A 13,514-nucleotide genomic window follows, 5' to 3' on the forward strand; every position below is an offset into this window, starting at 1 on the left:
CGTCGCGGAACTTCCACCGATAGCCGTCCAGGCGTTTGACGGAGCCGCGGCGAAACAGCCTGAGGAGTCAGGGAGTCGCGCCGCGCGCTGGCTGCGAAACTTGAGAACCGTTCGCCGCCGCGGGTAGCTAAGGAGCCGCCCTAACGCTGAGTCAGCCGGCAACTACTTGTCGGCCGGCCGAGAAGGCCGCCGTCGACGGATCAACGAGCGGCCCGGGGCTAATGCCCGGCTTCGGTGTACTTCCGCTAACTTGGTGTCCTCGCCGTGGCTTGGCGGCGATCATCTCAAATTGCCCTCGGGTCTGGCGCGGTGTGTGTGAGCCGTGCTGGGGCGTGGCCGTGACAGTCAACCTGTGCGAACTCACACGAGATAGTAGGTGACGAACAGCTCGTACGGTCCCGGCGGCAGACTCCCCGCGAAGCACAAGATTCTCAGCCGTTCGCCGATGATAGGGGCGGAGACATAGCCGTTGATATACGACGTGAAGCCATCCCAGGGAATCACGGCATTGCTATAGGGAAATTGGCCGCCCCCACCGAGTTGCATGCCAAAGAGATGAAAGAATTGTACATTCAGTTTCGCAGCTGCTGTCACCGGTGTCGCTGCGTAATTGGAAACGAACACGTGCACCCATAGGCGAATTTCGTTCCAGTCTCCAACGTCGATCGTCTCATCGAAGACCTCGTAGAGCGGCGGAGTAAACGTTGGCGCATTGTCGTTTCGCAGCAGCTCGACATACTTTCGGACCACCTCGACTTTCGTCGGCGCAGCCATCGGCTTTCCTCCTTATTCATGAGGCGTTGCTCATTGCCGGTCCACGCGGGCCGGTCGTGCGGGATGATGATCTCACGCCGGTCCGAAATTGTGCGATCCCCATCCGTATACCACTCCAACACCGAGCACGCCTGGTCGTGTTGCGGATTTTAACTTTGCCTCGGTCCATGCGTTCCGCGGTTGGCCGGGGACGCCTGGATGAATCACCCACCAGGTGTGCGTGGGTGGATCACCCCACCGTTCTAACCGCCCACAGCCGACTTCCAGTCAACGCCCACCAAGCTTTGGGCTGACGCTGCGACACTCAGGTCGCGATGACCACCAGGAACGTTGCGCTGGCCGCGGTGATCGGCGTTCTCGTCGCCGCTGGATCGCTGGTGGCTGCGCCGGTGGCCAAAGCTGACATTGATTTTGAATGCAAGCCAGGATGCTGGGGGGCAATCGCGGCGTCGCCCTCGAACGGACAAGAAGTGATCCGACTCAACTATCGGACTCGACAAAACGCGGAGGACGCAGCCGTCTTGTGGTGCGACGTCCTTGGCAAGACGAACGACTGCCAGGTAGTCACATCGGGACTGGGCTGTCTCTCGATCGCGGAGAGCAGCGACGGGAAAACGTTCGCGGGGAGGGTCGCGCCATTTCAAGACGCCGCCGATACGGCAGCCTTGGACGGTGCGGGACCCGGGTCGAAGATCGACCTCCACGACTGCAACGGCTGACGTCGCTCGAACCCAGGCCGACCGACGGCCTGAGATCACGTGGCCGAGGGGCAACGCCGTCGGGGCTTCAAAAGGTTCTTTAGCCAGTCGATAGCAGCACCGGGCAAGGGTCGCGAGGGGGGTGGCTCAAAAAGCCGATTGGTTGTCGTCCGCTACCGCAGTGACCATGCTCGGCGTCGACATGCCCGAGGGTGTGCCGGGGCTCTGCCGCCGGGTGGGCGGTGATCAGCGGTGATCGGGCGACGCAATGCCTGGGTTCTCGTCGGTCAGCTGCATCTCGCCGGGTGCACCACCAGTATCAGTATCAGGCGCAGGCGCGAAACTCGGCGACGAGCCGGTGTCTTGGACGTCCGGGCCCTGGCAGATGGAGGCCGTGGGATCGCATTCGTCTGCGACGGCAATCGGTGCGGCGCCGATAGCCACTACGGCGCCCGTTACCGCGAATAGCGCCGCCAATCCAAACTGGTTTACTCGCATGGCAGACCTCTCTGTTCGGGTCAACTTACCACCGTTTGCCTAGGTCACGCGGCGATTGCAATTACGAGGGAGAACCGATCGACCTCGGCGAGGAGGTCCAACGATTGCTTCCGGCCAGCGGCAACGTGTAAAGGGTCGGCCCGCCACCCAAGCGGACGACGGGCCGACGCGGCGGCGGCAACCGTCGCCGGGCCTAACTTATCCTTGAATGTTCTTCACTACTTTGGTGTCATCATCTGCTCAAAACCTTCTGGACCGGCATCGGCGGCTGGGCCGACCGACAATTAGCCGACGGCACGGTGATCTGGACTGTGCCAACTGGACACACCGTTTCGACATACCCGGCCGGGCGACAGTGATGATGCCGCTGCGGGCGCGTACCCGCGGTTGCGATCGCGGATACCGCATCGCGGCCGTACGGCGCGACAACCAGGCCCGCATCGACGAGCAGGAACGACAGCGACAACTTGAAATAGCCCGCCTCATCGCCAACGACCAACCACCGCCCTTCTGATCTGGAAGCTGGCATGCTGAAAGGTATGACCGATCCGTTGCACTACGTCAGCGGCGGGATGGCACCGGGAAGCACGAGGCTCACCCGCCGCGGCCGGATCTACACATCACTCGGAACCGGGGCAGTAGCCATCGGGGCCCTGACCTATGTCGGCATCGCCGACCCCCATCGTCCCGACTCCCTCTTTCCGGCTTGCCCGTTCAAGCTGCTCACCGGTTGGAACTGCCCGGCCTGCGGGGGCCTGCGCATGACCCACGATCTCCTGCACGGCAACTTCTCGGCCGCGGTCGTCGACAACGTGTTCCTGCTGGCGGGCATCCCGGTACTGCTGGCCTGGCTCCTGGGGCGGCGCCGTATGGGGAAGCCCGCGGCGACACCCGCCACATACATCGTCGTCGGGGCGGCTGCCTTCATCTGGACCGTCGTGCGAAACGTACCCGGCTTTCCGCTGGTCCCGACCGTTTATCCCGGGTAGCTCTGCCTCGCCCGCTGATACACTGGCTAGTCGGCGCGCCAAACTCTGTGCGCCCCAAATCTCGGGCCGGTGCAGTCCCGGACAAAACCCGTCAGACTGCGGCCCAGAACCATTTAATCCACGCGGTTCAGCCCCTGCCGCAGGTCGACTGCGGAGGTATATGAAAGTGCTGTTTTCGGCAGTGCCTGATGCCCAGGGTTTGTATGACCCGTCGCACGAGAAGGACTCGTGCGGTGTCGCCATGGTGACCGATATCCGGGGCCGACGGTCCCACGCGATCGTCGCCGACGGCCTCGTCGCGCTCGAACACCTCGACCACCGTGGTGCCGCCGGCGCCGAGGCCAACAGCGGCGACGGTGCAGGGGTGTTGCTTCAACTTCCCGTCGAATTGTTCCAAGCGGTAGTCGATTTCGGCCTTCCACCACCCACAACAGACGGGTGCAACACCTACGCCGCCGGGCTCTGTTTCATGCCCCAGGACCCGATTGCCCGCGCAGGGGCCCGGTCCCGGGTCGAGGCCATCGCCGCCGAGGAAGGCCTCGACGTGCTCGGATGGCGCGAGCTACCGGTGGATCCGGACGGCGCCGAGGTCGGTATGACGGCGCTGAGCTGCATGCCGTACATGGCGCAGCTGTTCGTCGCCGCGCCCGAGCACAACGGCGTGCGACCCGGCGGGATCGACCTCGATCGCCGCGTGTACCCACTCCGTAAGCGCGCAGAGTCGGCCGCAGGCGTTTACTTCCCCTCGCTGTCGAGCCGCACCATCGTCTACAAAGGCATGCTCACCACCATTCAGCTGCCCCGATACTTCGCCGACCTGCGTGACGAGCGCTGCATAAGCGCAATCGCAATCGTGCACAGCCGGTTTTCCACCAACACTTTTCCGTCCTGGCCACTCGCGCACCCGTTTCGTCTGATCGCCCACAACGGCGAGATCAACACGGTGCGCGGCAACCGCAACCGCATGCGTGCCCGCGAGGCGATGCTCGCCAGCTCCCGGATCCCCGGCGACCTGCGCCGGCTCTTTCCGATCTGCACCCCCGACTCGTCGGACTCCGCCTCGTTCGACAACGTCCTCGAACTGCTCCATCTCGGTGGCCGCAGCCTCCCGCATGCGGTCATGATGATGATCCCCGAGGCGTGGGAGAACAACACCACGATGGACCCGGCCCGGCGCGCGTTCTGCCGGTTCCACGCCTCTGTGATGGAGCCGTGGGACGGTCCCGCCTGCGTAACCTTCACCGACGGCACCGTCGTGGGAGCCGTCTTGGACCGCAATGGGTTACGACCGGGCCGGTGGTGGCGCACCATCGACGACCGGGTGATACTCGCCAGCGAAAGTGGCGTGCTGGACGTGCCATCGGCCCAGATAGTCGCCAAGGGCCGGCTCGAGCCCGGCAAGATGTTTCTCATCGACACGGCGCAAGGCCGCATCGTTACCGATGACGAGATCAAAGACGAACTGGCTCGATCACATCCCTACGGCGAGTGGATCGATGCCGGCCTCCTTGACCTGAAGGCACTGCCCGACCGCAGCCGCTTCCAGCCCAACCACGAATCAGTGGTCCGCCGCCAGATCGCCTTCGGCTACACGGAGGAAGAACTCCGCATCCTGCTCACCCCGATGGCCGCCTCCGGCGCAGAGCCGTTGGGATCGATGGGCACCGATACCCCAACAGCGGTGCTCTCGCAGCGGCCACGGCTGCTTTACGACTACTTCGTTGAACTGTTCGCGCAGGTGACCAACCCGCCGCTCGACGCCATCCGCGAAGAGATCGTTACGTCGATGGCTCGCGTCATGGGACCCGAGCAAAACCTCCTGGAGCCCACCGCGGCGTCTTGTCGCCAGATCGTCCTCGACTGGCCCGTTCTCGACAACGACGAACTAAACAAGATCGTCCACATCAACGACGACGGCGACCAACCCGGCCTGAGGGCCAAGGTGCTACGGGCGCTCTACGAGGTTGAGCGCGGCGGTGAGGGCCTGGCCGACGCGCTCGACAACCTGAGGGCACGCGCCAGCGAGGCGATCGCCAAGGGTGCCCGAACCCTCGTCATCTCCGATCGCGATTCCGACCACACCAAGGCGCCGATCCCCTCACTGCTGGCTGTCTCTGCTGTCCACCATCACCTCGTACGCACGAAGGAGCGCACTAACGTCGCGCTGGTCGTCGAGACCGGCGACGCCCGCGAGGTGCACCACATCGCCATGCAGATCGGCTTCGGTGCAGCGGCGGTCAACCCGTACCTTGCCTTCGAGTCGATCGAGGATCTGATCCGCGAAGGGGAGTTGACCGGCATCGAATGCGCCACAGCCGTGCGCAACTACCTCAAAGCGCTCGGCAAGGGCGTGATGAAGGTGATGAGCAAGATGGGGATCTCCACCGTCGCCTCCTACACGGGCGCCCAGGCTTTCGAGGCCATCGGCCTGGACCACGCGGTGATCGACGAGTACTTCACTGGCACCTCCACCCAGATCGGCGGCGTCGGGTTGGACGTACTCGCCGAAGAGGTCAGGCAACGGCACCGCCGCGCCTACCCCGAGAATCCCACCGAGCTGGTGCACCGCCGGCTGGAGATCGGCGGCGAGTACGCGTTCCGGCGCGAGGGAGAACTGCACCTGTTCACCCCGGAAACCGTGTTCCTCCTGCAGCACTCAACCCGCACCAAGCGACACGAGATCTTCAAGCAGTACACCGACGAGGTCGACCGGCTCTCACGCGAAGGCGGCACGCTGCGTGGCCTGTTCGAGCTCAAGAAGGGCCTGCGCCCCCCGGTGCCGCTGGAGGAGGTCGAATCCGTCGAATCGATCTGCACCCGTTTCAACACCGGCGCGATGAGCTACGGCTCGATCTCGGCCGAAGCGCACGAAACCATGGCGATCGCGATGAACAACATCGGGGGCCGCTCCAACTCAGGGGAAGGCGGCGAGGATGTCGACCGCCTCTATGACCCGAGACGGCGGAGCGCCGTCAAGCAGGTTGCCTCCGGTCGGTTCGGCGTCACCAGCGACTACCTCGTCAACGCCACGGACATCCAGATCAAGATGGCCCAAGGTGCCAAACCCGGTGAAGGCGGACAACTTCCCGGCTACAAGGTGTATCCGAACATCGCCAAGACCCGGCACTCCACGCCGGGAGTCGGGCTCATTTCGCCACCTCCGCACCACGACATCTACTCGATCGAGGATCTCGCCCAGCTGATCCACGACCTGAAGAACGCAAACGACAAGGCTCGGATCCACGTGAAGCTCGTCAGCTCCGTCGGCGTGGGCACTGTCGCGGCCGGGGTGTCAAAAGCACACGCCGATGTCGTGTTGATCTCGGGCCACGACGGCGGCACCGGCGCGGCACCGCTCACCTCGCTCAAGCACGCCGGGGCCCCGTGGGAGATCGGGCTGGCCGACACGCAGCAGACATTGGTGCTCAACGGGTTACGTGACCGGATCACAGTTCAGGCCGACGGCGGCATGCGCACCGCGCGGGACGTCGTGGTGGCGGCATTGCTCGGTGCCGAGGAATTCGGCTTCTCCACCGCGCCCCTGATCGTCGCCGGCTGCATCATGATGCGCGTCTGTCACCTCGACACCTGCCCGGTCGGGGTCGCGACCCAGAACCCCGAGCTGCGCGCCCGGTTCAACGGCAAGCCGGAGTTCGTCGAGAACTTCTTCCGTTTCATCGCCGAAGACGTGCGCCGCTACCTGGCCGACCTCGGCTTCCGCAGCATCGACGAGGCAGTCGGGCGCGCCGAGGTGCTCGACACCGCGAAGGGTGTCGCGCACTGGAAGAGCAAGGGACTGGACCTGACGCCGATCTTCGCGATGCCGACCGACGCGCACGGCGCCCGGCTGACCCAGCGGCGCAAGCTCCGTGACCAATACCACGCGCTGGACCAGGCTCTCGACCAAACGATCATCGCGCTGGCCGAAGGGGCGCTGGAAGATGCACACCCCGTGCGTTTGGAACTGCCTGTCCGCAACGTCAACCGCACCGTCGGCACACTGCTCGGCGCGGAGGTAACCCGCCGCTACGGCGCGCAAGGACTCCCCGACGACACGATCCACGTCAAGCTGACCGGTTCCGCCGGCCAGTCGATCGGCGCTTTCCTGCCGCCAGGCATCACGATGGAGCTGACCGGTGACGCCAACGACTACGTCGGCAAGGGCCTTTCAGGCGGACGGGTGATCGTCCGACCGCCAGATGACGTGCTGTTCCTGCCGGAGGACAACGTCATCGCCGGCAACACGCTGCTTTACGGCGCGACCTCCGGCGAGGTCTACCTGCGCGGCCGCGTCGGTGAACGGTTCTGCGCCCGCAACTCCGGCGCGCTGGCCGTCACCGAAGGCGTCGGCGACCACGCCTGCGAGTACATGACCGGCGGCCGCGTGGTGATACTCGGCCGGACCGGGCGCAACATGGCGGCGGGCATGTCCGGCGGCATTGCCTATGTGCTCGGCCTGGATCCCGACAAGGTCAACACCGCGATGGTCGAGCTGCAGCCCCTCGAGGACGACGACCTGATGTGGCTGCACGACGTCGTGGCCAAGCACGCTGTGTACACCGGCAGCACGGTCGCCAAGTCCGTCCTGGCTGACTGGCCAAGGCGCAGTGCGCAATTCACTAAAATCATGCCCACCGATTACCAGCGAGTGCTGCAGGCCACGCGCATGGCCAAGGCGGAGGGGCGTGACGTCGACACGGCGATCATGGAGGCGTCCCGTGGCTGATCCCACCGGCTTTCTGAAGGTGCCGAAGGTTGAGGCCGCCAAGCGGCCCGTGGACGAACGCGTCGGCGACTGGCGGGAGGTCTACGAACGCCAGGACCCGCAGCAACGTGCCGGCGAGGTTTCGCAGCAGGCACGGCGTTGTATGGACTGCGGAATCCCGTTCTGCCACTCCGGAACCGCCGGATGCCCGCTCGGAAACTTGATACCCGAGTGGAACGACCTGGTCCGACGGGGCCGCTGGGACGCCGCAAGCGAGCGGCTGCACGCCACCAACAATTTCCCGGAGTTCACCGGCCGGCTCTGCCCGGCGCCGTGCGAGGCGGCATGCGTGCTGTCGATCGGGGAGGAGAAGACCGGCGGCAGTGTGACGATCAAGCGCATCGAGCAGACCATCGCCGACCACGCGTGGATGGAGGGCGTCGTCGAACCCCAGCCTGCGGCGATCGGCACGGGCAAGAGCGTCGCGGTGGTGGGTTCGGGTCCAGCGGGTCTGGCTGCTGCGCAACAACTCACCCGTGCCGGCCACCGCATCACGGTGTACGAGCGTGACGACCGACTCGGCGGCCTGCTGCGGTACGGCATTCCCGAATACAAGATGGAGAAATCCGTACTCAATCATCGGCTCGCCCAAATGCGTTCGGAAGGAACGCGATTCGTCACCGACTGCGAAGTGGGCGTACACATATCGGTCGAAGCGCTGCGTGCGCAGCACGAGGCCGTCGTGCTGGCCGTAGGTGCGCTGCGGGCCCGCGACTACGACGTCGAAGGGCGGCACCTGAAAGGCGTGCACCTGGCAATGGAACACCTGGTGCCTGCCAACCGCGAATGCGAAGGTGACGGACCTTCGCCGATCAGCGCGAAGGGCAGGCATGTGGTGATCATCGGCGGCGGCGACACCGGCGCGGACTGCCTCGGCACCGCGCACCGACAAGGTGCCGCCTCGGTCACCCAGCTCGACTACAACCCGGAGCCGCCGGAAATCCGTGACGAATCACGGTCGCCGTGGCCGACATGGCCGCTGGTGTTGCGCACCTCGCCGGCTCATGCCGAAGGCGGTCACCGCCGCTACGAGGTCGCGGTCCAGCGGTTCCTCGGCGACGAAGACGGCAACCTGCGGGCAATCGAGGTCGCTGAGGTGCGCGTCACGCGCGGCGCCGACGGCCGGCGTGCGATCACGCCGGTCGGCGACAGCCTCGAGCTGCCGTGCGACCTCGCGTTGCTGGCCATCGGATTTGACGGCGTCGAGCACATGCCGCTGCTGGACGGTCTGGACCTGGAGCTCAACCGCCGCGGCGCCCTGCCGTGCGGATCCGACTGGCAGACAAGCGCGCCCGGAGTGTTCGTGTGCGGTGACGCCCACCGCGGCGCGTCACTGGTCGTGTGGGCGATCGCGGAGGGCCGGAGCGTCGCGCACGCGGTCGACACCTACCTCATGGGTGAGTCGGATCTGCCTGAGCCAGTTGGCCCGAGCTTGCTGCCGCTCGCCGTCGTGTGAAGGCCTCTCGCCGCGACTATGCTCGGCATTCGTGACTAGACGCGGGAAGATCGTCTGCACCCTCGGGCCCGCGACCAGCTCCGATGAGAGGCTCCGGGCACTGGTTGAGGACGGCATGGACGTTGCCCGGCTCAACATGAGTCACGGTGAGCACGCCGACCACAAGGCCGCCTACGACAGAGTCCGGGCCGCCTCCGACATCACCGGTCGCGCCGTCGGCGTGCTCGCCGACCTGCAGGGGCCGAAGATCCGGCTGGGCCGATTCGCGAACGGCTCGACCTATTGGAACAACGGCGACACGGTCCGCATCACCGTCGAGGAAGCCGAAGGCACGCACGACCGCGTTTCCACCACCTACAAGCGGCTGACCCACGATGCCCAGCCCGGCGACCGGCTGCTCGTTGACGACGGCAATCTCGAATTGGTGGTCGAGCACATCGACGGCGATGACGTCGTCGCCACAGTCACCGAGGGCGGCCCTATCTCCAACAACAAAGGCCTGTCGCTGCCCGGGATGAAAGTGTCGGCGCCGCCGCTTTCCGAGAAAGACATCGAGGATCTGGAGTTCGCGCTGCGCCTAGGGGTCGACCTGGTGGCGTTGTCGTTCGTCCGGTCGCCTGCCGACGTCGAACTCGTGCACGAGGTGATGGACCGGGTCGGCCGCAGGGTACCGGTGATCGCCAAGCTCGAGAAGCCCGAGGCGATCGACAACCTGGAAGCGATCGTGCTGGCCTTCGACGCGGTGATGGTCGCGCGCGGCGACCTCGGCGTCGAAATGCCGCTCGAAGAGGTGCCACTGGTGCAGAAGCGGGCCATCCAGATGGCCAGGGAGAACGCGAAACCGGTGATCGTCGCGACCCAGATGCTCGATTCGATGATCGAGCACCCGCGGCCCACCCGGGCCGAGGCATCCGACGTCGCCAACGCGGTGCTCGACGGCGCAGACGCGCTGATGCTCTCCGGCGAGACGTCCGTCGGCAAGTTCCCACTGGAGGCGGTCCGGACCATGGCCCGGATCATCACCGCCGTCGAGCAGAATTCGACCGCCGCTCCGCCGCTGGCGCATGTGCCGCGCACCAAACGCGGCGTCATCTCGTACGCCGCCCGCGACATCGGCGAACGGCTCGACGCCAAGGCGCTCGTCGCGTTCACCCAGTCCGGCGACACCGTGCGCCGGCTGGCCCGGCTGCACACCCCGCTGCCGCTGCTCGCCTTCACCGCGCTGCCGGAGGTCCGCAGCCAGTTGGCTCTTACTTGGGGCACGGAGACGTTCATCGTGCCGCACATGCAAACGACCGACGGAATGATCAGGCAGGTGGACAAGTCCCTGCTCGACCTTGGCCGCTACCGGCGCGGTGACCTGGTGGTCATCGTCGCGGGCGCTCCACCGGGCACAGTAGGCTCGACCAACCTGATCCATGTGCACCGGATCGGGGAGGACGACCACTAGGGGAGGCATCTCGTTGGCGAGCGATTTCGAGCAGTTGCTGGCCACGCTGGACCTGGACCGCGTCGACGACGACACCTTCATCGGCTCGCACCCCACCAAGACTCCCCTCCGTACATTCGGTGGGCAGATGATGGCGCAGGCCTTCCTCGCGGGCAGCCGCACGCTGCGACACGTCCTTCCGCCGAGCGCTCTCACCGTGCATTTCATTTTCGGCGGCGACCCCGACAAGGACCTCGAGTACCACGTGGTCCGGCTGCGCGACGAGCGTCGCTTTGCCAACCGGCGGGTCGACGCGATACAGGACGGCAAGCTGCTGGCATCGGCGATGATTTCGTATCTATCGGGCGGACCCGGGCTCGAGCACAACGTGAGGGCCCCAGATGTGGCAGATCCCACCACGCTTCCGCCAATCGATGACCTGCTGCGTGGGTACGAGAAGGTGGTTCCGCAATTCGTCAACGCATTGCGCCCGATCGAGTGGCGTTATGTCAACGATCCGGCGTGGATCATGCGGGACAAAGGCGAGCGGCTGGACTACAACCGGGTGTGGCTGAAGGCCCACGGCGAGCTGCCCGACGACCCGCTTCTGCACACCGCCGCGATGGTGTACTCCTCGGACACCACGCTGCTGGACTCGATCATCACGACGCACGGTTTGTCTTGGGGCTACGACCGAATTTTCGCCGTCACGGTCAACCACTCGGTGTGGTTCCACCGCCAAGTCAATTTTGATGATTGGTTGCTGTACTCCACGCAGTCGCCCGTTGCCGCGGAGTCGCGCGGATTGGGCACCGGCCACTTCTTCGACCGTGACGGGCAGCTGATGGCGACGGTAGTACAGGAAGGAATCGTGAAGCACTTTCCCGCTTCCCGTCGCTGACTAGGCGTAATGTTTACCGGATGACGGAGCCGCCCGTGAAGGTCGCCAGGGTCAAGGCCCGGGAGCGGGTCGTCGTCAATGTCGACTCGCCGGCGGCACGCTGGATCGGCGCGCTGGCAGTTCTCAGCGTGTTCTGCTGGCTCGTGGTGTTGCTGGCCCGCGATCACGACCACACGCACTGGCACGCCGCGGGGCGCTTGGAGTGGTCTGTCACCATCCTCGCCGCCGTGGCGCTGATCGCCCGCGGCATCTTCCTGGGCCGGCCGGTGACCGCCGCCCATGCATGGGCGGCAATGATGGTGTTGCTGGCCGGCCTGGGTGCGCGGCTGTTGTCGTTCGACCTGCTAGGCGATGTGCTGATCGCCGGGGCAGGCCTGGTGTTGATGTGGCCGACGACATCCCCGCCGCAGCCGGAGGCGCTGCCCAGAGTCTGGGCGCTGGTGAACGCCACCAGAGGTGATGCACTCGCGCCGTTTGCGATGCAGTCGTTGAGGAGCTTCCACTTCAACGCCGACGGAACCGCGGCGATTGCATACCGCACTCGCCTCGGCTTTGCGGTGGTCGGTGGCGACCCCGTCGGCGACGACGCGCGCTTTCCCGAACTGGTGGCCGACTTCGTCGCGATGTGCCACAGCAGGGGCTGGCGCATCCTGGTGATCGGCTGCAGCGAGCGCAGGCTTTCGCTGTGGCAGAACGCGGCTGTGATCGGCCAGTCCATGCTGGCGGTGCCGATCGGCAGGGACGTCGTCATCGACGTGCAGCGCTTCGACATGGCCGGGCGCAAGTTCCGCAATTTGCGCCAAGCTGTGCAGCGCACCCACAACTGCGGCATCACCACCGAAGTGGTCGCCGAGCAGGAGATCGACGACGCGCAGCAGGCCGAGCTCGCCGAGGTGTTGTACACATCCCACAGCGGCGCACACTTCGAACGGGGATTCTCGATGATGCTCGACGGCGCACTCGAGCGCCGCTACCCGGGCATCAGCCTGATCATCGCGCGCGACCGGTCCGGCCGGGTGCAAGGCTTCCACCGGTACGCGTCCGCGGGCCGCGGCGACGACGTGACGCTGGATGTGCCGTGGCGGCGCCCAGGGGCGCCCAACGGGATCGACGAGCGGCTGTCCATTGACATGATCCACGAGGCCAAGGCACGTGGCGGCCAACGACTGTCGTTGGCGTTCGCTGCGTTTCCCGAGATCTTCACCGCCAAGGACCGCGGGTTGGTGCAGACCTTCTTCTACACAGCGATCCATCTTCTCGATCCGCTGATCGCGCTCGAGTCGCTTTACCGTTATCTACGGAAGTTCCACTCGCTCGGCGACCGGCGCTATGCACTAGTGTCCGTGCAACACATCCCGCACGCTCTGGTGGTGCTGCTGTCGCTGGAGTTCATGCCGCGGCGGCGCCAGCTTTAGGGCGACGGCGTCAACGTGACGCTGAACTGATTCTCGATGTGCTGCTTGAATTGGTCGGCACACTGCTGGATCTTCGCTTGGTCGTTGCCGGCATTCTTGACGCAGTCGAAGTAGGTGCTCCCGCCGACCTGCTTGAAAAGCCCGAACCAGATGAGGCCGAACGCCACCCCGCCGATGATCGCGAGGATCCCCAGCACGATGCCGGCGATCGCAATGCCGCCGTTGTTGGCCTCGCCCCGTTTCACGCGGCTACGTGCCGCGAAGCCGATCGCGACCGCAACGATGCCGAGGACGATGGCGATCAACCCGGCGAAGGGAATCCAGCACGTGATCAAGCCGATGATCGCGATCACCAGTGCCGCGATCCCGAGGCCGTTCTTGGGTCCTGTCGGGGGCGGGGCCCAGCCTGAGTAAGGCTGGGGCGGCGGCGGTGGGTACCCGGCACCCGGATATGGGCCCGGCGGGTACGGATACGGATACGGCTGCGGCGGCGGTGGCGGCATTTGGGATGATCCCGACGGGCTTTCCGGTTTGTCCGACGGTTCAGTCATGGATCTCAATGTACCGCCCGGCGCCCGGCAGATGGTGC

At 65.6% G+C, this 13,514-nt stretch carries 9 protein-coding genes and 1 pseudogene; 8 read left to right on the forward strand and 2 right to left on the reverse strand.

The window, feature by feature from the left end:
• Positions 1 to 360 precede the first annotated feature (360 nt).
• Positions 361 to 774, reverse strand: a complete 414-nt coding sequence (locus VKG81_RS20340) for a hypothetical protein (RefSeq protein ID WP_324398530.1) — start codon at positions 772 to 774, stop codon at positions 361 to 363.
• A gap of 314 nt (positions 775 to 1,088) precedes the next feature.
• On the opposite strand from VKG81_RS20340, the gene VKG81_RS20345 reads away from it, so the two are divergent.
• The 8 genes and pseudogenes from VKG81_RS20345 to VKG81_RS20380 all read left to right on the forward strand — a co-directional run bounded on the left by VKG81_RS20345 (position 1,089) and on the right by VKG81_RS20380 (position 12,925).
• Positions 1,089 to 1,493: a DUF4189 domain-containing protein gene (locus tag VKG81_RS20345; RefSeq protein WP_324398531.1), complete on the forward strand. Its 405-nt coding sequence runs from the start codon at positions 1,089 to 1,091 to the stop codon at positions 1,491 to 1,493.
• Positions 1,494 to 2,200: 707 nt separating this feature from the next.
• Positions 2,201 to 2,323, forward strand: a pseudogene (locus VKG81_RS21615) (hypothetical protein); the annotation flags it as partial.
• A 219-nt stretch (positions 2,324 to 2,542) separates the two neighbouring features.
• A complete protein-coding gene (locus VKG81_RS20355) occupies positions 2,543 to 2,959 on the forward strand; it encodes a DUF2752 domain-containing protein (protein ID WP_324398537.1) in 417 nt (138 codons plus the stop codon).
• A gap of 166 nt (positions 2,960 to 3,125) precedes the next feature.
• Complete coding sequence (gene gltB / locus VKG81_RS20360; RefSeq protein ID WP_324398538.1) at positions 3,126 to 7,685, forward strand: glutamate synthase large subunit; 4,560 nt, start codon at positions 3,126 to 3,128, stop codon at positions 7,683 to 7,685.
• Complete coding sequence (locus VKG81_RS20365) at positions 7,678 to 9,180, forward strand: glutamate synthase subunit beta (protein ID WP_324398532.1); 1,503 nt, start codon at positions 7,678 to 7,680, stop codon at positions 9,178 to 9,180. The genes gltB and VKG81_RS20365 overlap by 8 nt, the downstream gene beginning before the upstream one ends.
• 31 nt (positions 9,181 to 9,211) lie before the next feature.
• A complete protein-coding gene (gene pyk / locus VKG81_RS20370; protein ID WP_324398533.1) occupies positions 9,212 to 10,630 on the forward strand; it encodes a pyruvate kinase in 1,419 nt (472 codons plus the stop codon).
• On the forward strand, positions 10,599 to 11,510 hold the full coding sequence (locus VKG81_RS20375; protein WP_324398534.1) for an acyl-CoA thioesterase II: 912 nt from the start codon (positions 10,599 to 10,601) through the stop codon (positions 11,508 to 11,510). The genes pyk and VKG81_RS20375 overlap by 32 nt, the downstream gene beginning before the upstream one ends.
• 20 nt (positions 11,511 to 11,530) lie before the next feature.
• Positions 11,531 to 12,925 (forward strand): bifunctional lysylphosphatidylglycerol flippase/synthetase MprF, encoded by a 1,395-nt coding sequence (locus VKG81_RS20380; protein ID WP_324398535.1) that lies wholly within the window; start codon positions 11,531 to 11,533, stop codon positions 12,923 to 12,925.
• Here the strand turns inward: VKG81_RS20380 and VKG81_RS20385 are convergent.
• The gene (locus tag VKG81_RS20385; protein ID WP_324398536.1) at positions 12,922 to 13,476 is read right to left on the reverse strand and encodes a DUF4190 domain-containing protein; all 555 of its coding nucleotides are present in this window, start codon (positions 13,474 to 13,476) and stop codon (positions 12,922 to 12,924) included. The genes VKG81_RS20380 and VKG81_RS20385 overlap by 4 nt on opposite strands.
• Positions 13,477 to 13,514: the final 38 nt, after the last annotated feature.

The sequence above is a fragment of the Mycobacterium sp. genome, assembly GCF_035314905.1.
In the GTDB taxonomy this organism is placed as follows: Bacteria; Actinomycetota; Actinomycetes; order Mycobacteriales; family Mycobacteriaceae; genus Mycobacterium.